Source organism: Enterobacter sp. CRENT-193, from assembly GCF_002787395.1.
GTDB classification, from domain to species: Bacteria; Pseudomonadota; Gammaproteobacteria; order Enterobacterales; family Enterobacteriaceae; genus Enterobacter; species Enterobacter hormaechei_C.
In genome coordinates this window covers 2,307,456-2,328,775 of the sequence record NZ_CP024812.1, presented here as the reverse complement: position 1 = coordinate 2,328,775, position 21,320 = coordinate 2,307,456, and the positions used below count along the sequence as shown (strand labels likewise).

Sequence of the window (21,320 nt, the reverse complement as noted above, 5' to 3'; positions counted from 1 at the left end):
AAATATGACAGAATGCGCAAAAAAGCGCATGAAATCACGTTTCACTTTCGAATTTCGCGCGTTTGTGTTCGAAATCAAACAAACCACACGATCAATGTGGCTAAATGCAAAAAAACGAACATAGAGGAAAGGCAATGACAATTCACGATCCACGCTTCAGCGATGTGATTATCATTGGCGGTGGCGCGACGGGTGCCGGCATCGCACGCGACTGCGCCCTGCGGGGATTGAGCGTCACGCTTCTGGAACGCCACGATATCGCCACCGGCGCGACGGGACGTAACCACGGTCTGTTGCACAGCGGCGCCCGCTATGCGGTCACTGACGCTGAGTCAGCGCGCGAGTGTATCGCTGAAAACCAGATCCTCAGGCGCATCGCCCGCCACTGCGTTGAACCGACCAACGGTCTTTTTATCACCCTTCCAGAAGACGACCTCGGCTTTCAGCAAACCTTTATCACCGCCTGCACGGCGGCAGGCATTCAGGCCGAGGCGATCGATCCTGCGCAGGCGCGCCGTCTTGAACCCTCGGTAAACCCGGCGTTACTGGGCGCGGTAAAAGTACCGGACGGAACCGTTGATCCTTTCCGCCTGACCGCCGCCAATATGCTCGACGCGCGGGAACATGGCGCCCAGATCCTGACCGGGCATCACGTCACCGGGCTTATTCGCGAAGGGAATACCGTGCGCGGAGTGCGCGTGTTTGATGCGCAGTACAACGAACACCGCGAGCTGTATGCCGCCGTCGTGGTCAACGCGGCGGGGATCTGGGGCCAGCGCATCGCGGAATACGCGGACCTGTCGGTGCGCATGTTCCCGGCGAAAGGCTCGCTGCTGATCCTCGACCACCGCATCAATAACCATGTCATCAACCGCTGCCGTAAACCGTCTGACGCCGATATCCTCGTGCCGGGGGACACCATTTCGTTAATCGGCACGACCTCAATGCATGTGGACTACAGCGAAATTGATTACAACCGCGTCACCGCTGAAGAGGTGGATATCCTGCTGCGCGAAGGGGAAAAGCTGGCCCCGGTGATGGCGCAGACGCGTATTCTGCGTGCCTACGCGGGCGTGCGTCCCCTCGTCGCCAGCGATAACGATCCGAGCGGGCGTAACGTCAGCCGCGGCATCGTGCTGCTCGATCACGCCGAACGCGACGGCATGGACGGGTTTATCACCATTACCGGCGGCAAGCTGATGACCTACCGGCTGATGGCCCAATGGGCCACCGATGCCGTCTGCCGTAAGCTCGGCAACACCGCGCCGTGCGTGACGGCGGAACAGGCCCTGCCCGGCTCGCAGCAATCGACAGAAAAAACGCTGCACAAAATCATTTCACTCCCTGCCCCGCTTCGCGGTTCGGCTATTTACCGCCACGGCGACCGCACCCCGACCTGGCTCGGTGAAGGGCGACTCAGCCGCAGCCTGGTGTGCGAATGCGAAGCCGTGACCGCAGGCGAGGTGCAGTATGCCGTGGAAAACCTGACGGTGAACAACCTGCTCGATTTACGCCGCCGCACGCGCGTCGGGATGGGCACCTGTCAGGGCGAGCTGTGCGCCTGCCGTGCCGCCGGGCTGCTGCAACGTTTTCACGCCACCACGTCAACCCAGTCGCTTGCCCAACTCAGCGATTTTTTAAACGAGCGCTGGAAAGGCATTCAGCCCGTCGCCTGGGGCGATGCCCTGCGCGAAAGCGAATTTACCCGCTGGGTCTATCAGGGGCTTTGCGGTCTGGAGAAGGAGCACAACCATGAAATTTGATACCGTGATTGTGGGTGGGGGGCTGGCGGGCCTGCTGTGCGGCCTCAAACTGACGCAGCGGGGTCTGCGCTGCGCCATTGTCACTCGCGGTCAGAGTGCTCTGCACTTCTCCTCCGGCTCGCTGGATTTACTGGGCGCGCTATCGTTCGCCGATCTGCCGCCTGAACATCCCTACCGCCTGACGGGCGCAGAGAATATGGCCCGCTTTGCCTGCGAAACCGAACACCTGCTCACCACCTGCGGTGCACGCATGCAGGGTGACGCCGAGCAAAACCATCAGCGCGTCACGCCACTCGGCACCCTGCGCGCCGCCTGGCTTAGCCCGGAAGAGGTGCCTGTCGCTCCCATCGCTGCCGAGCGCGTGCGGGTGGTGGGGATCAGCGGCTTCCTCGATTTCCAGCCACATCTGGCCGCCGCGTCTCTCAGACAGCAGGGTGTTCAGGTGGATACGGCGGAGATTGTTCTCCCCGAACTCGACGTGCTGCGCGAAAACCCCAGCGAGTTTCGTGCGGTGAACATTGCCCGCCTGCTGGATAATGAAAGTTACTGGCCGCAGCTGTACGCGGCGCTTCAACCGCTCGGCGAGACCTGCGACGCCCTGTTTATGCCCGCCTGTTTTGGCTTAACGGACAACCGGCTCTGGCGCTGGCTCTCGGCGCGCCTGCCCTGTACGCTCGGTTTACTGCCGACGCTCCCCCCTTCCGTGCCCGGCATTCGTCTGCACACCCAGCTTCAGCGTCAGTTTGTTGCCCAGGGTGGCGTCTGGATGGCAGGCGACGAGGTGAAAAAAATCACCCTGGCTGAGGGCGCGGTAAGCGAAATCTGGACCCGCAACCACGGCGACATCCCGCTTCGCGCACGCTTTACGGTGCTGGCAAGCGGCAGTTTCTTCAGTAACGGTCTGCTGAGCAGCCGGGATGGCGTGCGTGAGGCAATACTCGGGCTGGATGTCCGGCAAAGCGCTTCCCGCGCGGACTGGTATCAAAGCGATTTCTTCACCCCGCAGCCCTGGCAGCAGTTCGGCGTGATCGTCGACAGCCAACTGCGCCCGCGGCTGGGCGGGGAACCGGTTGAAAATCTTTACGCCATCGGCTCGGTTCTGGGCGGGTACGATCCCGTGGCGCAGGGCTGCGGTGGCGGCGTCTGCGCCGTCACCGCGCTGCATGTCGCGGAGCAGATTATCCAGCGCAGGGAGAGAGCACAATGAACGACACCCGATTTGAAAGCTGTATCAAATGCACGGTCTGCACCACGGTTTGCCCGGTCAGCGGCGTCGATCCGCGCTATCCCGGCCCGAAACAGGCCGGTCCCGACGGGGAGCGTCTGCGCCTGAAGGATGGCGCGCTCTACGACGAGGCGCTGAAATACTGCATCAACTGCAAACGCTGCGAAGTTGCCTGCCCGTCGGACGTGAAAATAGGCGATATCATCCAGCGCGCCCGCGCCCGCTACAGTACGAAAAAACCGACGCTGCGTGACGCGATACTGAGCCACACCGATCTAATGGGCAGCCTCTCGACGCCTTTCGCACCGGTCGTCAATGCCGCCACCGCCCTGAAGCCGGTGCGCAGGCTGCTGGATGCGACGCTCAAAATCGACCATCACCGCAGTCTGCCGAAATATTCTCACGGCACCTTCCGCCGCTGGTATAAATCCGTGGCGGCAGAACAGGCGCAGTTCGCTGAGCAGGTCGCCTTCTTCCACGGCTGCTACGTGAACTACAACCATCCGCAGCTGGGAAAAGACCTGCTGAAAGTGCTGAACGCCATGGGGACGGGCGTTCAGCTGCTGAGCAAAGAAAAGTGCTGCGGCGTTCCGCTGATTGCCAACGGTTTCATCGACAAAGCGCGCAAGCAGGCGAGCAGCAACGTCACCTCTTTACGTGAGGCGATCGTCGACAAAGGGATACCGGTACTGGCGACGTCATCAACCTGTACCTTCACGCTGCGCGATGAATATCCGCATCTGCTGGATGTGGATAACACCGGCCTGCGCGAGCACATTGAGCTGGCGACCCGTTTTCTCTGGCGCAAGCTGGACAGCGGGCAGACGTTACCGCTGGGCAAATTGCCGCTGAAGGTGGTGTATCACACGCCATGTCATATGGAGAAGATGGGCTGGTCGATCTATACGCTTGAGCTGCTGCGGCTGATCCCGGGGCTGGAGCTGACGGTGCTGGACTCACGCTGCTGCGGCATCGCTGGCACCTACGGATTCAAGCGTGAAAACTACCCAACGTCACAGGCCATTGGCGCGCCGCTGTTCCGGCAGATTGAAGAGAGCGGCGCAGATATCGTGGTGACGGACTGTGAAACCTGCAAGTGGCAGATCGAGATGTCCACCAGCAAACGCTGTGAACATCCCATTACCTTGCTGGCAAAAGCGCTGGCGTAACCGTTGCCGGGGACACTGCCCCGGCACACTCTCACTCTACGAACAGCGATTCCACGACGTTGATCCAGCCGTGCTCACTGGCGACCTCTTTCCCGTTCAGCCAGCGGCGCAGCATGTTCAGCGCCATCATCGCGCACACCTCCTGACGTACGGCCAGGCTGTGGCGGGTAATGCTCATCCTGACGCGCAGGGCGTGCGTTCCTTCCGGCGTTGCCAGGGCAAAGTTGAGGTGCTCCTCATCCAGCCCGCCCACAAACAGCGCCAGTCCGGCGAAATGCTTCACTCTGCGCTCGGATGTCCAGCGCGCCGTCTGCGCCAGCGTCTCCTGCTGGAACGGCACCACTTCACTGGCCAGCAGCGGCGCACCCGCCCGGGTAAGCTGAAGCGCCAGAAGCCCACCGGTAAACTGCTCGCTTAACGTCACGCTCAGCTGGCGGGACTGCAAATGCGCTGCGATCTGCGCCGGTAGCCCTTCCGTGCCTTCGAAAATCAGGCTTTCCCCGGCGACGCGCCGCACTTCCGGCCACAGTGCCAGCATAGCGGCTTTCTCTGACGCCGGTCCGGTCAGCTTCAGTTCAATAATCGGCATGGAGGAGCGATAGCCCATCGACACGCCGGGAGGCAGTTGCAGGTGATCGAGGCTCTGAGCAAGATCGCTTTCCGAGCGACCAAAGGTGGTCAGACGCAGGCACAGCGGCGGTTCAGGCAGCGTAAAGCGCGCGCGCAGGCGCGGCAGGATCTGCTGCTCGACCATCACTTTAAATTCCGACGGCACGCCCGGAGTGAAGAACATCAGGCAGCGGTTCAACTGAACGGCAAACCCGCAGGCGGTGCCGACCGGGTTATCAATCAGTTCCGCGCTGGCGGGAATTTCAGCCTGCTTGCGGTTGCTGGGGGCCATCACGCGGCCACGCCCGGAGAAAAAGCGCTCCATCTGCGCCAGCCACGCCTCGTGCAGGACCAGGCCTTCGCCTTTGGCCGTGGCGGCGGCCAGCGCGCTGAGATCGTCGCTGGTGGGTCCCAGCCCGCCGTTCACAATCAGCACGTCGCAGCGTTCGCTGCGCTCGCGCAGAACGTTGACCAGCGACTCAAGGTTGTCACCTACGGTGTTGCGGCGCGTTAACGGTAATCCTTGCTCAAAGAAGAGATCGGCGAGCCAGGCGGCATTGGTATCAATGATTTGCCCATGAAGCACTTCGTCGCCAGTGGATAACATTTCCACGTTTATCATTGTGTTCTCCCATTTCAATGGTCAAAACACTATAGCGCAATCAAAGACTGGGGGAAGAGAGAAACTGGCGCGACTGAACGCCGCGCCGAGAGGATTAGAAACCGGCGCTAACGCCAACGTACGGGCCGTCTGCCAGGGCGTTGTCGCGGTTGCCGTCTTTACCGGCCAGGTTCAGATAGCGATAACCCGCTTCGATGGTGATTGGACGCATGATGGTCCAGCGCGCGCCGGCGTTAGCTTCCTGATAGCTGTCGATGCCGCTGGAGAGGGAATCAGGAGAGTAGTAGTACTCACCGAACAGGCCAAAGCTGTCGCCAATTTTCCACTGCAAGCCGCCGCCCACTGCCGCCGCGTAGCCTTCGTCGCCGTCGTTCGGGTTGGTGTAAATGCCTTTACCGCCGACGGTCGCCAGGAAGGGACCCAACGGCACGTTGAAGCCGAGGCCCAGGCTTGCCGCATCGCCGTCGTCGTCGTTATGCGTCCAGCCGCCGGTCATTGCCAGGCCTGCGCTGTCCGTGCCAAGACCGAAGCCCAGATGGGTATAATCTTGTCCCGCCGAGCCGTTGAAGGAAATTGCGTTTGCCGCTGCTGAAACAAACATCAGGCCGCTTAAGCCCATTAATGCCACTTTTTTCATTGTCGTGATCCCGCACAATTTATTCAGAGATGTCCAAAAACCGCGAGATTTTAACCTGCCTGCCTGTGTGATCAATGGACTCCGCGTGCGGCAGGCAATTAGTTTGTAACGATTTGATAATATCGGCATTTATATCAGCATCAGAAAGCGCATTTTCACGCTCAGCCCACCCAGATTTTCACTGGGCATCAGCTGAAGATGGCTGCGGTGCAGGCGGGCAATATCGTTAGCCAGCGCCAGGCCAATGCCGGACCCGGCGGCATCACCCACGTTTTCCAGACGATGAAACGGCAGCATGGCCTGGGAGATCTGGTCTTCAGCAATACCCGGTCCGCTGTCCTCCACGCTCAGCTCAACGGCATCGTTAGCCGTGCGCAGGTACACCGTCACGATGCCCTGCTCCGGCGTGTATTTGATCGCGTTCTCCAGCAGGTTGGCGCAGAGTTCACCCAGCAGCACGTCATCACCCTCAATCATTACCGGCTGCTGTACGCCGTCATAACCGAGATCGATACCCTTGCTGCGCGCCTGCGTCAGCCGGGAAAAGCAGCAGTTTTGCACCACCTGCACCAGATCGACAGGGGCAAACTGTCGCTCCCCCTGCTCTTTTCGCTTCACCGCTGAAAGCTGCAACAGCCTTTCCGTCAGCACGATGGTGTTATCCAGCGTGACGTTCATCGCCCGTAAGCTCTCCTGCCACAGGGCCGGATCGTTACGCGTCAGGGCAACCGATACCTGGGTTTTCAGCACCGCCAGCGGCGTTTTGAGCTGGTGTGAGGCGTCAGCATTAAAGCGCGCCTGTCGCGAAAGCACGCCGCGTAACCTGTCGATATAGCGGTTAAATGCCACAATCAGCAGCCGCGTTTCCGACCAGGGCAGCAGCTCCGGCAGCGGGGCCAGTAGCCCGGGCTCACGGCGCACCATCAGCGAAGAGAGCTGCCGCATCGGGCGCAGCACGCGACGCAGCAGCCACGCGGTCAGGACCAGCGTCAGCAGCACCAGCAGCCCCTGCGACACGAGCGAGGAAAACAGCAGCTGAGTGGCCAGATAGCGCCGCGACTGCAACGTTTCGGCGACGTAGATTTCCGCCATGCCGAACACACTCTCCTCGTTAACCGGCTGGAGCAGCTTCGCCACGCGGATCGCCTGCCCGCGATACTCGGTATGATAAAACCACGCCAGCGCCGGATAGTGGGAGGTCCGCGACGTGGAGGGGGGCATATTCGGCAGATCGTCATAGCCGGAGATCGTCCGCCCGTCAGGGTCCACGACCTTGTAGTAGAGGCGATCGTTCATGTTCAGCTCGAAGCTGTCGAGCACGACCCACGGCACGTTCACCTGGAGCTTGCCGTTGTGCACCACCAGCCGCTCTGACACCGTGCGCGCCGAGGATAACAGCGTGCGGTCATAGGCCTGCGTCGCCGCCTGTAGCGCGCTAACGTAGCTGTTAAAGGCTGACAGCCCCCATAACAGCAGCAGCGGCAAACCCAGAAAAAGCAAAAGTTGCAGGTAAAGCGACTGCGGCTTAACCCACTTCATCGCCGCACTCCAGCACGTAGCCCAGCCCCCGGAGGGTGGTGATCCGCACGCCGCTGCCGGTCAGCTTCTTACGCAGGCGGTGAATATAGAGATCGATGCTCTCGGGGCTGACGTCGTCGTTCAGGCTGAATACCTGGTCGAAAAGCTGTTGCCGGGAGACGGGACGGGTCCGGCGGTGCATCAGCACCTTCAGCAAAGAGAGTTCGCGCGGCGTGAGGGAAAGGGGTTCATCGCGCAGCAGAAAAAAGCCTTCATCATCGTACTCCAGCTCTCCCAGCCGCTGGCGCTCCTGGGTTCGCCCTTCACTGCGGCGCAGCAGCGCACGCAGGCGGGCATCAAGCTCCTCCAGCTCGAACGGTTTCGGCAGGTAGTCATCCGCCCCGGCATTCAGCCCCTTAACCCTGTCTGCCACGTTGCTGCGGGCGGTAAGAAACAGCACGGGCAACGTCTGCCCGCGCTTTCTCAGCCGATGCACCAGCTCCAGCCCGTCGAAACCGGGCATGCCGATATCAAGGATCGCGACGGCATAGTTTTCTCCCTGCAAAAGATGATCGGCCGCCCGTCCATCGTTGACGCAATCCACGGCAAATCCGTTTTGTACCAGCGCTTTTTCCAGCCAGTGAGCCAGCTCACGATTATCTTCCGCGAGTAAGAGACGCATATCACATCCTGTAAAGTTGGTGTCGCAGTGAAAGGGAAATGAAAGGTTATTGTTTTAACAATCACGCAACGGAACCGCTACAAGGTGGTTCACATAATCAGAAAAAAGACACCCGTACCCGTACTCCCGGTTCTCCGGCGTGAGGATAAACGATGAAAAAACAATTACTTTCTACCCTTGCTGCAAGCGTATTGCTGTTGAGTGCCTCTGTCGTCCAGGCGCAGGACGCGCCATCCCGTACCGAATGTATCGCCCCGGCCAAACCCGGCGGCGGCTTCGACCTGACCTGTAAGCTGATTCAGGTCAGCCTGCTAGAGACGAAGGCCATTGAGAAACCGATGCGCGTTACCTACATGCCCGGCGGCGTGGGCGCGGTAGCCTATAACGCCATCGTCGCCCAGCGCCCTGCCGAAGCGGGCACAGTGGTGGCCTTCTCCGGCGGTTCGCTGCTGAATCTGTCACAGGGGAAATTTGGCCGTTATGACGTGGACGACGTGCGCTGGCTCGCCACCGTAGGCACCGATTACGGCATGATCGCCGTGCGCGCGGACTCTCCGTGGAAATCCCTGAAAGATCTGCTGACCGCCATGGAAAAAGATCCGAACAGCGTGGTCATTGGCGCAGGCGCCTCTATCGGCAGCCAGGACTGGATGAAAGCCGCGCTGCTGGCGCAGCAGGCCAAAGTGGATCCGCACAAGATGCGTTACGTGGCCTTTGAAGGCGGCGGCGAGCCGGTGACGGCGCTGATGGGCAATCACGTCCAGGCGGTATCGGGCGATCTCAGCGAAATGGTGCCCTACCTGAGCGGGGATAAGATCCGTGTGCTGGCGGTCTTCTCAGAAAACCGTCTGCCGGGCCAGCTGGCAGACGTCCCAACCGCCAAAGAGCAGGGTTATAACCTGGTCTGGCCGATCATCCGCGGCTTCTTCGTCGGGCCAAAAGTGACCGACGCCGAATACCAGTGGTGGGTGGATACCTTCGCAAAACTTCAGCAAACCGAGGAGTTCAAAAAACAGCGCGATCTGCGCGGGCTGTTTGAGTTCAACCTGAACGGCAAGCAGCTGGACGAGTATGTCAAAAAACAGGTGAATGACTACCGCGAACAGGCGAAAGCCTTTGGCCTGGCGAAATAACCGGAGGCGCTATGAGCGATCGCATTTTTGCCGGGATATGGCTGCTGCTCTGCATTGGCGGCATGTTCGTCGCCTGGCAGATCCACAGCGAATACAGCTATGAACCCGTGGGGCCACGCCCCTTTCCCGTCGGCATTGTCGGCCTGATGCTGCTCTGCTCGGTAGCGCTGCTGCTGCGCCATCCGGATACCGTGGAGTGGCCGCCACGCCGAACGCTGCAACGTCTGCTGGTAATGGTGATTGTCCTGCTGATGTACGCGTGGGGCTTTGAATGGCTCGGCTTCCCGATTGCCACCGCCCTGCTGACGATGGTGATTGGCATACTATTTAACGCCTCGCTGCCTGCGGCGGGGATCTCCGGGGTCGTACTGGGCATTTTACTCTGGTACGCCTTCGACCGCCTGCTGGACGTGACCCTGCCGCTTGGCGCATGGTTTAACTAACGGAGCACGCTATGGATACCTGGATCTATCTCTCTCAGGGGTTCGCGGTAGCGATGACCCCGGAAAACCTGGTGATCGCCCTGATCGGCTGTTTCGTCGGGACCATCGTCGGCCTGCTGCCGGGCCTTGGACCTATCAACGGCGTGGCGATTTTACTGCCGCTGGCCTTTGCGCTGCACCTGCCTGCGGAATCGGCGCTGATCCTGCTGGCGACGGTTTATATCGGCTGCGAATACGGGGGGCGTATTTCCTCGATTCTGCTTAACGTGCCCGGCGATGCCGCCGCCATTATGACCGCGCTGGATGGCTATCCAATGGCGCAGCAGGGACGCGGCGGCGTGGCGCTCTCTATTTCCGCCGTCAGCTCGTTCTTTGGCTCCCTGATCGCCATTGGCGGCATCATCCTCTTCGCCCCGGCGCTGGCCCAGTGGTCGCTGGCGTTTGGTCCGGCCGAGTATTTTGCCCTGATGGTGTTCGCTATCGCCTGTCTCGGCAGCATGATGGCGCAGAATCCGCTGAAGTCGTTTTTGTCTGCGTTGATTGGCCTCAGTCTGGCCACCGTCGGCGTGGATGCCAACACCGGGGTTTATCGTTTTACCTTCGACAGTGTTCATCTCTCCGACGGCGTGCAGTTTATCGTCGTGGTGATTGGTCTGTTCTCTGTCTCAGAAATCTTACTGATGCTGGAACATACCAGCAGCGGGCAGACGCTGGTGCGTAAAACCGGACGTATGCTCTTTAATGCCAAAGAGGGGGCGCAGTGTGTGGGTGCCACCCTGCGTTCGTCGGTGATCGGTTTCTTCGTCGGCATTCTGCCCGGCGCGGGGGCGACTATCGCCAGCGCCATCACCTACATGACCGAGAAAAAGCTGAGCGGCAACAGCGACAGCTTCGGCAAAGGCGATATCCGCGGCGTGGCGGCGCCGGAGGCGGCGAATAACGCCTCGGCCTGCGGCTCGTTTATCCCGATGCTGACCCTCGGCGTGCCGGGCTCCGGCACCACGGCGGTAATGATGGGCGCGCTGACGCTCTATAACATCACCCCGGGTCCGGCGATGTTTACCGAGCAGCCCGATATCGTCTGGGGTTTGATTGCCGCCCTGCTGATCGCCAACGTGATGCTGCTGGTAATGAACATCCCGCTGATCGGCCTGTTCACCCGCATGCTGACCATTCCCCTGTGGTTCCTGGTCCCGGCCATCGCCGCCGTCTCTGCGGTTGGGGTGTACGCGGTGCACAGCACCACCTTCGACCTGGTGTTGATGGTGCTGCTCGGCGTGCTGGGCTACATTCTGCGCAAGATGCACTTCCCGATGTCGCCGCTGATTTTAGGGTTTGTGCTGGGGGAAATGCTGGAGCAGAACCTGCGCCGCGCCCTCTCCATCAGCAACGGCAACATGGGGATCCTGTGGGAGAGCAGCGTGACGAAGATCCTGCTGGCAATGGCGATTATGGTGATTGTCGTGCCGCCGGTGCTGCGCTGGATCCGCCGACGCCAGCACAAACCGCAGCCGGATATCGGCTGATTAGCCCCTCAACAGGGCATTGACCCACTGCTTTAACGCCTGGCGGGAGATTTTAATCCCGCCATTTTTCAGTTCTGACGGCAGCGCCAGCCAGTGTACCGGCTGCTCAAAGCGCGCCAGCCTGCCCTGAACCCACTCCGGCAGCAGCGTGATATCCGTGCCCGGCTCGCATTCCACTACCGCCACCGGACGTTGCCCGTACTCAGCATCATCCAGCGGAACGACAAACGCCTGGCTTACCTGCGGATGCGTGGCGATAACGCGCTCCAGCGCTTCCGGCTGGATCCCTTCTCCGCCGCTGAAAAAGAGATTGTCCATTCGGCCCAGAATGGTCAGGCGTCCGTCATGCCACTCGCCGCGATCGCGGGTGGCGAACCAGCCCTGCGCATTGACCAGCGGCAATAATGCGCCGTCTCGCCAGTAGCCTGCCGCCATGCTTTCCGCCCGGATCCAGACTTCACCGTTTACCACCTGAACGTCTCTGCCCGGCAGCGCGCTGCCCACGTCCGGCGCGCCGTCGGCCTCTTTGGCGCAGACGGTGGAGGCGAACTCGGTCAGACCGTAGCCGCAGAATGTACGGATCCCCTGCTCGCGCGCCTGTTCGGTCAGCGCAACGGGGATTTCCGCCCCGCCGAGCAACACGGCTTTCAGCGCGACGGGATGGTGTGAATTAAGCAGTCGCCACAGCTGCGTTGGCACCAGCGAGGCATGGGTACAGCCCTGTAGCGCCTGCTCAAGCGGCTGTTTTACGCGTACGGTGAGACGGCCTCCGCCCTGTAACCAGCGCCACAAAATCCCCTGACCGGAGACGTGAAACAGCGGCAGAGAGAGCAGCCAGTCGTCGCTTTCGCCGTAAGGCATCAGCGCCAGCACCCCTTTTGCGCTGGCAAGGTGGGCGGCACAGGTGTGCACCGCCGCTTTTGGCAAACCGGTGGAGCCGGAGGTGAGCGTCATTGAGGCCAGTCGTTCTGCCCGCCACGTCACGCCCCCCTGCCCCTCGCCCTCTCTTAATGCCAGCGCGGGCAGACCGTCATACTCACCGTTAAGCACCAGCGCAAAACGCAGGGTCATCTGCGGCAGGAGGACGTCCAGCAGCGGACGGGGAAGCTGAGGGTTCACCGGCAAAATGCGGGCGCCGCACTGAAGCAGCGCCAGCCAGGCCAGCAGGGTCTGCGGGTGGTTGTGGGCGAGCAGCATGACGCCGTCACCGTCAGCAACGCCCTGAGACTGAAAACCGGCTGCCAGGCGATCGATACGCTCGCCCATCTGAGACCAACTGAGCGTTACATCGTCTAAACGCAGCGCGGGTTTATCGGCACGCCGGGTGCGCCAGTGCCGCCACGGCCAGTCGGTAAAACTCATCGCAATGGCTCCAGCGCCCCGACGTCGAGGCACGGCAAGGTGCTGCCAGGCCACTGGCGAATCAGCTGGGCCTGCATCAGGTTTAGCGTATCGAGACCGGGAACGGTGTCCGGCGTTAACCATGCAGCGATGCGCGCCAGCTGCGTCAGGCCGAGGCTGGATTCGATGGATGAACTGATCACCGCCGTCAGCCCTGCGGCATGGGCCGCCGCAACCTGCTCGCGCACCTTGTCGAGGCTGCCGGTCAGCGTTGGCTTAATCACCACGGCCCTGACGCCCGGCTCGGCGGCAAACGCGAAATCGGCTTCGCGCAGGCTCTCATCCCAGGCGATGGCGATGCCGGTTTCCCGGGCGAAGGCGCGAGAGTCGTCGCGCGTTTTGCACGGCTCTTCGAGAAACGCGATGCGGCTGCGGTACGCCGGGTTGACGTACTTCGCAAACTGCTGCGCCCTGAGCGGTGTCCAGGCGCGGTTGGCGTCCAGGCGCAGGTGCAGATCGGGAATGGCTTCCAGTAACAGATTAACCACCATCCCGTCGCGCACCGCTTCGTACAGGCCGACCTTTATTTTCGCCACCTTCTCGCCAGGCATCGCGGAAAGGAGCGCGAAAAGTTCATCCGGATCGCCAGTACAGAGCGGCGCGGCGCGATAGTTCGCCGCCTCCGGCAAACTGCCGTCCAGCTCTGCCAGCGCGCAGCTGATGCCGAACGCGGCGGAAGGAACGTCCGGCAGCGCCGGATCTGCTCCCTCACGCCATTCGTACGTCCAGGCCATCAGCGCAGCCTGCGCCTCGTCCAGCGTTTCCAGGCTAAAGCCCGGAAGCGGGGCGATTTCGCCCCACCCTTCCCGCTCGCTCTGCCGGAGATGCACGCAAAAGCCGTCACGGGTTTTTAACCGCCGTTCACGCAGCACCACGCCCGCGTCCATCGGTATCTGCCAGCGGTAAACCTGCGCGCAATGCATTACGGGTTCCGTTTGTATTTGCTGAAGTCCGGCTGGCGTTTTTCGTTGAACGCGTTGCGCCCTTCCTGACCCTCTTCGGTCATATAGAACAGCATGGTGGCGTTACCTGCCAGCTCCTGAAGGCCCGCCTGACCGTCACAGTCGGCGTTGAGGGCCGCTTTCAGGCAGCGCAGCGCCATTGGGCTGTTTTGCAGCATTTCGCGACACCATCGCACGGTCTCTTTTTCCAGATCGGCGATCGGCACCACGGTGTTAACCAGCCCCATATCCAGCGCTTCCTGGGCGTTGTACTGACGGCACAGGAACCAGATTTCGCGGGCTTTTTTCTGACCGACAATGCGCGCCATATAGGACGCGCCCCAGCCGCCGTCGAAAGAGCCGACTTTCGGGCCAGTCTGACCGAAAATGGCATTTTCCGCCGCGATCGTCAGGTCACACATCATGTGCAGCACGTGACCGCCGCCGATGGAATACCCTGCCACCATCGCGACCACCGGTTTTGGACAGGTGCGGATCTGGCGCTGGAAATCCAGCACGTTCAGGTGGTGCGTGCCCGCATCATCCTGGTATCCGCCGTAGTCACCGCGGACTTTCTGATCGCCGCCGGAGCAGAAGGCTTTCTCCCCTTCCCCGGTGAGGATGATGACGCCGATAGTGTCATCGTAGCGGGCATCCGCCAGCGCCTGGATCATCTCTTTTACGGTCAGCGGACGAAATGCGTTGCGCACCTGTGGACGGTTGATAGTGATTTTGGCGATACCATCGGCGGATTTGTGGTAACGAATGTCGGTGTAGCCTTCGGAGCAGTCCTGCCATTCAACCGGCGCGTAAAGCATGTGTTCATCAGGATAGATCATAGCGTGTCCTTTTTTCGATAACGCAGTATCTGAGCCAGACTCGCGGCAACAGCTTCCGGGTTGTCCCGGTGGGCGTTGTGTCCGGCGTGAGGGATAGCATGACGCGTGGCGTTAAGTTCAGCGGCGATAGCTGCAAACTTCCCGTCACGTTCGCCATAGAGATAGTCAAAAGAAAAATCACGCGCGATGAGCGCGGGACGTAAATCAGGCTGAACGGCAAGCGAGGTGGCCTCCAGCATCTCTGCCAGCCTCGGGCCGTTGTTCCGGCTGCGCAGCGCGATCAGCGCCCTGCGCTGATCATCCGTAAGTGAGGCAAAGACCGGCTGTTGATACCAGTCGGCAAAGACGGCCTCCAGCGGCTCACTGCGAAACCGTGACGCCCAGCGGCGGTCAGAGATCAGCCGGGCCTGGCGCGCATCGGCGTCTTGCAGGCCCGGGTGTCCACCTTCCACAATCACCCCGTCTAACCCCGCAGGATGCTGGCAGGCATGGAACATCGCAATGCGGCCGCCGAGGGAGTACCCCACGAGCCAGTATCTTAGTATGTTGTAACTAACAAGGGTATGCGAGAGCAATTCACTTACCTCTGCAAACCCCGTCACGCCCGTATCCGCTGAACCACCGTGCCCGGGCAGGTCAATGTAGAGCCGGGGGTAGTCATGCAGCGACGCCCCGACAGCCTGCCACTCGCGACAGTCGCCGGAAAAACCGTGTAGGAAAACCAGCCAGGGGTAGCCTGGTTTTCCTGGCTGGGAGACGCCTGCGAGGATCACAGGTGACTCACCTGCGCAAGCAGATGTTGCAGCTTCTGCGCGCCGTCAGCATCGTTTACCACCAGCTCAATGAGCGTCGCGCCAGGCTGCCGCCAGGCGGTGTTCAGCGCCGTCTCCAGCGCGTCCCAGTTTTCCGGGCGATGGTACTTCAGGCTGAACATGGCGGCGGCGTGTTCGAACTGCACGTTTTGCGGCATCAGATAGAAGCGCTCACGCTCGCTTTGCGGCGTCGGCAGCAACGAGAAAATCTGCCCGCCGTTATTGTTCACAACAATCAGCACGAACGGGGCCGACGCCTGACGCAGGAGCGCCAGCGCGTTGAGATCGTAGAGGGCTGAGAGATCCCCCACAATCGCCAGCGTGGATTTCGCGCTGGCCCTCTGTACGCCAGCGGCGGTGGAGATCAGGCCGTCAATGCCGCTCGCGCCCCGGTTGCTGTACACCGGATAACCCGCCGGCAGCTGCGAAAAGGCGTCAATCAGGCGCACCACCAGGCTGTTACCGACAAAAAGTTGTCCCTGCTCGGGAAGATATTTGCGGATACGGTGCGCCAGCCCGGCTTCACTGAACGCCTCGCACTGCGCTTTGGTGAGTTCCCACGCCTGACGTGACAGCGCCGGGATCTCCACCGCCCAGGGTTTGCGTTTTTCCGCCGGATGCAATTCCAGCCAGCTGTTAATATCGCTCACCAGGCGGCGGCCACGATGGTGTGCCGGGTCAAGGCGTCCTTCGAGCGGGTCCACCAGCCAGTACTCTTCAGGCGTACAGGTGGCCTGCCACTGGAGCAGACGCTTCCCCGTCAGGCTCGATCCCAGCTGGACGACAATCTGCGCCTGCGCCAGCTCGGTGACCGCTTTCGCGTTCCCCAGCCAGAGGTCGGCGCAGGGCAGCGGCTGGCCCGTCTGGGAAAGCACGTCACCAATCAGCGGCCAGCCAAGCGTTTGTGCCCACTCCGCCGCAAGCTTACCTTCCGCCGCACTCATCCGCCCGGCTATCACCACGCCGCGCTTCTGACGCCAGAAGAACCAGTCGCGCTGTTTAGCGCTTTCCAGATGCGTCTGCTCGCGCAGCCAGGGTTTTTCGCTCTCCCACCAGTCTCCCAGCTGCTGTTGCCAGACGAGGCCAGTATCGTTCATTTCACCGTACAGCGGCTCGGCAAACGGGCAGTTAATGTGTAGCCCGCCGCTGCGCAGTGCGTTCATGGCGTGGTCGAGGGTTGAGACCAGCCAGCTGGCGGGAATGTCCTGGGTGGGGCGCGGCAACGAGACCGTCTGTGAAGGATGCGAGGCAAAAATGCCAGGCTGACGAATCGCCTGGTTAGCGCCGCAGTCGATAAATTCCGGGGGACGGTCGGCGGTGAGTAAAATCAGCTTTTCGCCGGTTAATCCCGCTTCTATCAGCGCCGGATAGAGGTTCGCCACCGCCGTGCCGGAGGTGACGATCACCGCCACGGGCGCTTTACTGACTTTCGCCAGCCCGAGCGCCAGATGGCCCAGACCACGCTCATCAAAATGGGTGTGGTGAATAAAAGCCCGGTTTTCCGCGGCAGCAAGGGTGAGCGGCGTGGAGCGAGAGCCCGGGGCAATACACACATGCCTGACACCATGACGGGTCAGGGCTTCAAGGATCACCGCCGCCCAGCGTCGGTTAAAAGAACTTACTGACATGAGATTGTCCAGTATCAAGAATGCGACACAGTATAAATAATAGAAAAAGTCAGAATTTTGATATGAATCGGGATTGCACGAATCAGTATTAATCCCTTAGGAGAAGGGAACGCAGCCCGGCGGCCTTGTTTTCGATCTCCTGCCACTCCTGCTCAGGATCGGAGCCGCTGACGATGCCCGCCCCCGCATAAAGACGCAGCGCAGCGTTGTGAACGCGGGCGGAGCGTAATGCCACACAGAATTCGCTCTGATCGCGCGATAAATAGCCCGCCGAACCGGCGTACCACTCCCGGTCAAACGGCTCGACTTTCGCAATAAATTCTCGGGCCGCCTGTCGCGGCAGCCCGGCCACCGCCGCCGTCGGTTGCAAAATATGCAGACACTGTTCGTCGTCAGGCTGTTTAAGTTCGGTCCAGATACAGCGGCGTAAATGCTGCACCTTGCGCAGACGCAGCACCTGCGCAGGCAGGATCTCCAGCGTCCGGGTATGGTGCTGAAGACGCTGGCAGATATCTTCCACCACCAGCATATTTTCCCGCTGATTTTTATCGTCGTTCATCAGCCAGTCGCCCAGACGCTGGGCCTGCTTATCGTCAGAATGGCTGGCGACGGTGCCTGCCAACGCTTCAGTGCGCAGCAGCGTGCCGCGTCGCCGCCACAGGCGCTCGGGCGTCGAGCCGAGGAAGGCATTGCTGGCGTCAAAGACCATACAAAAATGATAGCAGTTGAGGTTTAGGGCGCGGCTGGCAGCCATCAGCGCGATGGCGTTCACGGGCTGCTGGCACTGAACGTCTGTAGCACGTGCGAGCACCACTTTCTCAAAATCGCCGCGAGCAAGGGTATCCGTCGCCTGACGAATCAACGCCAGCCAGTCCGGTTTTTCCGGATGATGGGTTTCCTGCACAATCTGCACGGACAACGGGCGGATTGGCGCGGCGTCGCGCAGGTTATCGACAAAATTCAGCGCCTCACGGGCATCTTCCCGCAGCGACGTTTCGCTCCATAGTTGCAGACGCAGCGTGGCGACCCCGCCAGACCGTCGCCAGAGAAGGCGCGGTAAAAACAGCTTGCCCTGCGCCGGGTTGAAGGCGTTCAGGCCGCAGATACGGGTGTCATTGGCTACGTCATGGGCGTGCAAAAACCGCGAGGCCGAAGCCAGAGAATCAAACTGGGCGAGGCTTCCGAGCGCGGCAAGTTCTTCATCGCCGCTGCGCTGTTGCCAGTAAAACTGAGGATAGCATCGCTGCACACCCAGCCAGGCCAGCGGATCGAAGGCGTCGTTTAACGGGAAAGAGACATCGAAATGGCGTAAACCGGGTATAGCAGGCAATGCTTGCGCAAGCTGAGTGCGCAGGCTTTGCAGCGCGAGGAAAATCGAGTGCACGCGAACCTCTCCCTGTTAAAGCCTTATATTATACGGGGTACTGACGATAAATAGCAGTACCCACGTGTAGGGAGTGGTTTACCGGCTTAACGACGGGCTAACAGCAGACCCAGCACCAGCCCTACGGCCGCACCGACCCCAATGCCCTGCCACGGTTTTTCATGCACATAATCGTCGGCACGATAAACCGCCTGTTTGGCGCGGTAGTAGTAATTGTCGGAGGCGTTACTGACGCGGTTTTTCACGTCATGCAGCGCCTGCTCGGCGCGGGCTTTGAGCTCAATGTACTTCTGATCGGCAGGATCGCCTGAAGAGCGCAGCACTTCTTCCAGCGTTTCGCTTAGCAGCGTCAGGTCGTCGTCGACTCGGGTATCCCAGGATTGAAATGACATTTTTTTCTCCATGTTAGTACACCAGTCCGGTAACTATAGACAACGTCTTGCTATTGCGCCTGTTTCGCTTCGAGCGCCATGCCGATGTGTGGGATGCCATCTTCGTCGTAAATGTCCGTGACCGGGGTAAAACCAAAATGGCCATAGAATGATTGCAAATGCGCCTGCGCGCCCAGGTATAACGCCTTGTCCGGCCACTGTTTCTGGCATGCGTCCAGCGTTTTTTCCATCAGCTGATAGCCCAGCTTTTCACCGCGCGCGCGGCCGCTGATAATGACGCGCCCAATGACGACAGGGTCAAATTCCTCTTCGCTTTTCAGAATCCTCGCATACGCCACCAGCTCGTTATCGCGCCAGCCGAGGATGTGCCGGTTCTCGCCGACCAGGTCATCGCCGTCGATATCCTGATACGGGCAGGTTTGTTCAACCACGAAGACTTCACAGCGCAGCTTGAGCAGGGCGTAGAGTGACTGCACGGTCAGTTCGCTGTGGTGTAGATCTTGCCACTGGATCATGTGTTTCTCCTTACTGGGGTTCATCACGTTATACTAAACCCCTTCCCATTCGGCAAAGGGCTGATTGCGTTATGGAACTGATTTTTCTGGGTACGTCCGCCGGGGTGCCAACCCGCTCACGAAACGTGACGGCGATTCTGCTGGATCTTAAGCATCCTACCCGCGGTGGGCTGTGGCTGTTTGACTGCGGCGAGGGTACGCAGCATCAGCTGCTGCATACCTCATACCACCCGGGGAAAGTGGATAAAATATTTATCACCCATCTACACGGCGACCATCTGTTTGGCCTGCCGGGCCTGCTGTGTAGCCGTTCGATGGCCGGTAACGCTAACCCGCTGACCATTTATGGCCCTGCGGGTATTCAGGAATTTGTTGAAACCACGCTGCGCCTGAGCGGCTCGTGGACCGATTATCCGCTGGAGGTGGTGGAGATCGGCGAAGGTCTGGTGTTCGACGACGGAGATTATCAGGTGCGCGCTTACCCGCTTAACCATCCGGTGGAATGTTACGGCTATCGCGTTGAGGAGCATGACAAGCCCGGTGCGCTGAACGCCGCCGCGTTGCAGGCCGATGGGGTGAAACCTGGCCCGCTGTTCCAGCGTCTGAAGCACGGCGAGACCGTCACGCTGGAAGACGGGCGCGTCATCAACGGTCAGGATTACCTCGCGCCGCCGCAGCCAGGCAAAAAACTGGCTATTTTTGGGGATACCGCCCCCTGCCCTTCGGCGCTCAGGCTTGCCGGGGGTGTGGATGTGATGGTGCATGAGGCGACGCTGGAAGCGGCGATGGAAGAAAAAGCCAACAGCCGGGGGCACAGCTCAACGCGTCAGGCGGCGCAGCTGGCGCGTGAGGCTGGCGTCCGGAAACTGATTGTTACTCACGTCAGCTCACGCTATGACGTCCGCGGCGCTGAAAGCCTGCTGGCAGAGTGTCGGGAAGTATTTCCGGCATGCGAGCTGGCGGAAGATTTTGCTCAGGTCAGCGTTTAGTCCTTCATTTTTCCCTCAGCGTGCCGATAACGATTAAAAGGCCAGCATTTCTCTTGAGGGTAGAATGGATAATTTCCAGAAAGATATTGATGACAGGGCGAACCTGACCCTGTCCAACCGTTTTGAACTGTTGCTGTTCCGTCTTGGCACCTCTCTGAACGAAAATAAATCCGAGCTGTTCGGCATCAACGTGTTCAAATTGCGCGAAATTGTGCCGATGCCGACCTTCACCAAACCGGCGGGAATGAAGTCTCCACTGATGGGGATGGTGAACATTCGCGACCAGGTGATCCCGGTGATCGATCTGGCCGCCGTCGCCGGCTGCAAGCCAGCCACCGGGCTGAACATCCTGCTGATCACCGAATATGCCCGCAGCGTGCAGGCGTTTGCTGTGGAATCGGTGGAAAACATCATGCGTCTGGACTGGAAGCAGGTGCATGCTGCGGAAACTGCCGTCAGCGGTCGCTACATTACCAGCATTGCCTGCCTGGACGAGAAGACGGATACCAACGATCTGGCGATGGTGCTGGACGTGGAGCAGATCCTGTACGACATCACCCCGGCGAACCACGATCTGCACGCCACCCATCTGGAAACCACCAAATTTAACATCAAGCCTGGCTCTGTCGCGATTGTTGCAGAAGATTCGAAAGTGGCGCGCTCAATGCTGGAGAAGGGATTGCAGGCGATGGAGATCCCGGCCCAGCTGCATATCACCGGCAAAGACGCGTGGGAGAAAATCACTCAGTTGGCCGCGCAGGCTCAGGCTGAGGGCGTCCCCGTTACCGATAAGATTGCCCTGGTATTGACCGACCTCGAAATGCCGGAGATGGACGGCTTTACGCTGACGCGCAAAATCAAAACCGACCCGGTACTGAAAGATATTCCGGTGGTGATCCACTCGTCTCTTTCCGGCAACGCGAACGAAGATCATATTCGCAAAGTGAAGGCGGACGGCTATGTGGCGAAGTTTGAGCTAAATGAGCTATCGTCGGTGATTGAAGAGGTGCTGGACCGCTCGATGAAGAAGATTGAAGGGCCGCTTATAAGCAGGAAGCAGTTAGCTTAGTCGGGTGACGCTTCGCTTACCCG

The 21,320-nt window shown here is 60.3% G+C and carries 20 protein-coding genes; 8 read left to right on the top strand and 12 right to left on the bottom strand.

The genetic code is table 11. The features are described 5' to 3' along the window. Positions 1–134 precede the first annotated feature (134 nt). From glpA to glpC, 3 genes are read left to right on the top strand one after another with little or no spacing between them, the layout of a single operon-like run. The gene (gene glpA / locus CU081_RS11495) at positions 135–1,763 is read left to right on the top strand and encodes an anaerobic glycerol-3-phosphate dehydrogenase subunit A (RefSeq protein ID WP_015572285.1); all 1,629 of its coding nucleotides are present in this window, start codon (positions 135–137) and stop codon (positions 1,761–1,763) included. Then, entirely contained in the window at positions 1,753–2,970 is a 1,218-nt protein-coding gene (gene glpB / locus CU081_RS11490) for a glycerol-3-phosphate dehydrogenase subunit GlpB (protein WP_022651526.1), read from the top strand. Before glpA ends, glpB begins: the two co-directional genes overlap by 11 nt. Next, positions 2,967–4,157, top strand: coding sequence for an anaerobic glycerol-3-phosphate dehydrogenase subunit GlpC (gene glpC, locus CU081_RS11485; RefSeq protein ID WP_003859431.1), 1,191 nt, complete (start codon positions 2,967–2,969; stop codon positions 4,155–4,157). Before glpB ends, glpC begins: the two co-directional genes overlap by 4 nt. A 31-nt stretch (positions 4,158–4,188) precedes the next feature. Here the strand turns inward: glpC and CU081_RS11480 are convergent, their stop codons facing one another. The 4 genes from CU081_RS11480 to tctD all read right to left on the bottom strand — a co-directional run bounded on the left by CU081_RS11480 (position 4,189) and on the right by tctD (position 8,225). Next, positions 4,189–5,388 carry a nicotinamide mononucleotide deamidase-related protein YfaY gene (locus CU081_RS11480; protein WP_022651527.1) on the bottom strand — a complete coding sequence of 400 codons (1,200 nt, stop codon included), beginning with the start codon at positions 5,386–5,388 and terminating at the stop codon, positions 4,189–4,191. A 94-nt stretch (positions 5,389–5,482) separates the two neighbouring features. Further along, entirely contained in the window at positions 5,483–6,025 is a 543-nt protein-coding gene (locus CU081_RS11475; protein WP_003859436.1) for a YfaZ family outer membrane protein, read from the bottom strand. A 129-nt stretch (positions 6,026–6,154) separates the two neighbouring features. Beyond that, positions 6,155–7,564: a sensor histidine kinase gene (locus tag CU081_RS11470; protein WP_039268979.1), complete on the bottom strand. Its 1,410-nt coding sequence runs from the start codon at positions 7,562–7,564 to the stop codon at positions 6,155–6,157. Next, on the bottom strand, positions 7,551–8,225 hold the full coding sequence (gene tctD, locus CU081_RS11465; RefSeq protein WP_058647510.1) for a transcriptional regulator TctD: 675 nt from the start codon (positions 8,223–8,225) through the stop codon (positions 7,551–7,553). Before tctD ends, CU081_RS11470 begins: the two co-directional genes overlap by 14 nt. Before the next feature lie 152 nt (positions 8,226–8,377). Between tctD and CU081_RS11460 the strand changes: the two genes are divergently transcribed. From CU081_RS11460 to CU081_RS11450, 3 genes are read left to right on the top strand one after another with little or no spacing between them, the layout of a single operon-like run. Further along, positions 8,378–9,358, top strand: coding sequence for a Bug family tripartite tricarboxylate transporter substrate binding protein (locus CU081_RS11460; RefSeq protein WP_003859441.1), 981 nt, complete (start codon positions 8,378–8,380; stop codon positions 9,356–9,358). Between the two features lie 11 nt (positions 9,359–9,369). Then, positions 9,370–9,801: a tripartite tricarboxylate transporter TctB family protein gene (locus tag CU081_RS11455; protein WP_003859443.1), complete on the top strand. Its 432-nt coding sequence runs from the start codon at positions 9,370–9,372 to the stop codon at positions 9,799–9,801. Positions 9,802–9,812: 11 nt separating this feature from the next. Then, complete coding sequence (locus CU081_RS11450) at positions 9,813–11,327, top strand: tripartite tricarboxylate transporter permease (protein ID WP_003859445.1); 1,515 nt, start codon at positions 9,813–9,815, stop codon at positions 11,325–11,327. Here CU081_RS11450 and menE read toward each other — a convergent pair whose 3' ends face one another. The 8 genes from menE to CU081_RS11410 form a co-directional block, all read right to left on the bottom strand. Further along, positions 11,328–12,689 carry an o-succinylbenzoate--CoA ligase gene (gene menE / locus CU081_RS11445; protein ID WP_003859447.1) on the bottom strand — a complete coding sequence of 454 codons (1,362 nt, stop codon included), beginning with the start codon at positions 12,687–12,689 and terminating at the stop codon, positions 11,328–11,330. Then, positions 12,686–13,651, bottom strand: coding sequence for an o-succinylbenzoate synthase (menC, locus tag CU081_RS11440; RefSeq protein ID WP_003859449.1), 966 nt, complete (start codon positions 13,649–13,651; stop codon positions 12,686–12,688). Before menC ends, menE begins: the two co-directional genes overlap by 4 nt. Further along, on the bottom strand, positions 13,651–14,508 hold the full coding sequence (gene menB, locus CU081_RS11435; protein ID WP_003859452.1) for a 1,4-dihydroxy-2-naphthoyl-CoA synthase: 858 nt from the start codon (positions 14,506–14,508) through the stop codon (positions 13,651–13,653). Before menB ends, menC begins: the two co-directional genes overlap by 1 nt. Further along, a complete protein-coding gene (gene menH / locus CU081_RS11430) occupies positions 14,505–15,281 on the bottom strand; it encodes a 2-succinyl-6-hydroxy-2,4-cyclohexadiene-1-carboxylate synthase (RefSeq protein ID WP_100185464.1) in 777 nt (258 codons plus the stop codon). Before menH ends, menB begins: the two co-directional genes overlap by 4 nt. Continuing rightward, positions 15,278–16,948, bottom strand: coding sequence for a 2-succinyl-5-enolpyruvyl-6-hydroxy-3-cyclohexene-1-carboxylic-acid synthase (gene menD, locus CU081_RS11425; protein WP_022651533.1), 1,671 nt, complete (start codon positions 16,946–16,948; stop codon positions 15,278–15,280). The genes menH and menD overlap by 4 nt, the downstream gene beginning before the upstream one ends. Positions 16,949–17,036: 88 nt before the next feature. Continuing rightward, positions 17,037–18,332, bottom strand: coding sequence for an isochorismate synthase MenF (menF, locus tag CU081_RS11420; RefSeq protein WP_003859458.1), 1,296 nt, complete (start codon positions 18,330–18,332; stop codon positions 17,037–17,039). A gap of 86 nt (positions 18,333–18,418) precedes the next feature. Beyond that, entirely contained in the window at positions 18,419–18,724 is a 306-nt protein-coding gene (gene elaB, locus CU081_RS11415) for a stress response protein ElaB (protein WP_017693006.1), read from the bottom strand. 50 nt (positions 18,725–18,774) lie between these two features. Continuing rightward, positions 18,775–19,239: a GNAT family N-acetyltransferase gene (locus CU081_RS11410; protein ID WP_003859462.1), complete on the bottom strand. Its 465-nt coding sequence runs from the start codon at positions 19,237–19,239 to the stop codon at positions 18,775–18,777. A 71-nt stretch (positions 19,240–19,310) separates the two neighbouring features. Between CU081_RS11410 and rbn the strand changes: the two genes are divergently transcribed. Further along, entirely contained in the window at positions 19,311–20,228 is a 918-nt protein-coding gene (rbn, locus tag CU081_RS11405) for a ribonuclease BN (RefSeq protein ID WP_003859463.1), read from the top strand. A gap of 64 nt (positions 20,229–20,292) precedes the next feature. Beyond that, entirely contained in the window at positions 20,293–21,297 is a 1,005-nt protein-coding gene (locus CU081_RS11400) for a chemotaxis protein (protein ID WP_003859465.1), read from the top strand. Positions 21,298–21,320 lie beyond the last annotated feature (23 nt).

Excerpts from the sequence above, each read along its gene's own strand:
- glpA (WP_015572285.1), top strand. The coding sequence starts at position 135 with ATGACAATTCACGATCCACGCTTCAGCGATGTGATTATCATTGGCGGT.
- menB (WP_003859452.1), bottom strand. The coding sequence starts at position 14,508 with ATGATCTATCCTGATGAACACATGCTTTACGCGCCGGTTGAATGGCAG.
- rbn (WP_003859463.1), top strand. The coding sequence starts at position 19,311 with ATGGAACTGATTTTTCTGGGTACGTCCGCCGGGGTGCCAACCCGCTCA.
- glpB (WP_022651526.1), top strand. The coding sequence starts at position 1,753 with ATGAAATTTGATACCGTGATTGTGGGTGGGGGGCTGGCGGGCCTGCTG.
- CU081_RS11470 (WP_039268979.1), bottom strand. The coding sequence starts at position 7,564 with ATGAAGTGGGTTAAGCCGCAGTCGCTTTACCTGCAACTTTTGCTTTTT.
- tctD (WP_058647510.1), bottom strand. The coding sequence starts at position 8,225 with ATGCGTCTCTTACTCGCGGAAGATAATCGTGAGCTGGCTCACTGGCTG.
- CU081_RS11480 (WP_022651527.1), bottom strand. The coding sequence starts at position 5,388 with ATGATAAACGTGGAAATGTTATCCACTGGCGACGAAGTGCTTCATGGG.
- menD (WP_022651533.1), bottom strand. The coding sequence starts at position 16,948 with ATGTCAGTAAGTTCTTTTAACCGACGCTGGGCGGCGGTGATCCTTGAA.
- CU081_RS11410 (WP_003859462.1), bottom strand. The coding sequence starts at position 19,239 with ATGATCCAGTGGCAAGATCTACACCACAGCGAACTGACCGTGCAGTCA.
- CU081_RS11455 (WP_003859443.1), top strand. The coding sequence starts at position 9,370 with ATGAGCGATCGCATTTTTGCCGGGATATGGCTGCTGCTCTGCATTGGC.
- elaB (WP_017693006.1), bottom strand. The coding sequence starts at position 18,724 with ATGTCATTTCAATCCTGGGATACCCGAGTCGACGACGACCTGACGCTG.
- CU081_RS11450 (WP_003859445.1), top strand. The coding sequence starts at position 9,813 with ATGGATACCTGGATCTATCTCTCTCAGGGGTTCGCGGTAGCGATGACC.
- CU081_RS11475 (WP_003859436.1), bottom strand. The coding sequence starts at position 6,025 with ATGAAAAAAGTGGCATTAATGGGCTTAAGCGGCCTGATGTTTGTTTCA.
- CU081_RS11400 (WP_003859465.1), top strand. The coding sequence starts at position 20,293 with ATGGATAATTTCCAGAAAGATATTGATGACAGGGCGAACCTGACCCTG.
- menE (WP_003859447.1), bottom strand. The coding sequence starts at position 12,689 with ATGAGTTTTACCGACTGGCCGTGGCGGCACTGGCGCACCCGGCGTGCC.
- menC (WP_003859449.1), bottom strand. The coding sequence starts at position 13,651 with ATGCATTGCGCGCAGGTTTACCGCTGGCAGATACCGATGGACGCGGGC.
- CU081_RS11460 (WP_003859441.1), top strand. The coding sequence starts at position 8,378 with ATGAAAAAACAATTACTTTCTACCCTTGCTGCAAGCGTATTGCTGTTG.
- glpC (WP_003859431.1), top strand. The coding sequence starts at position 2,967 with ATGAACGACACCCGATTTGAAAGCTGTATCAAATGCACGGTCTGCACC.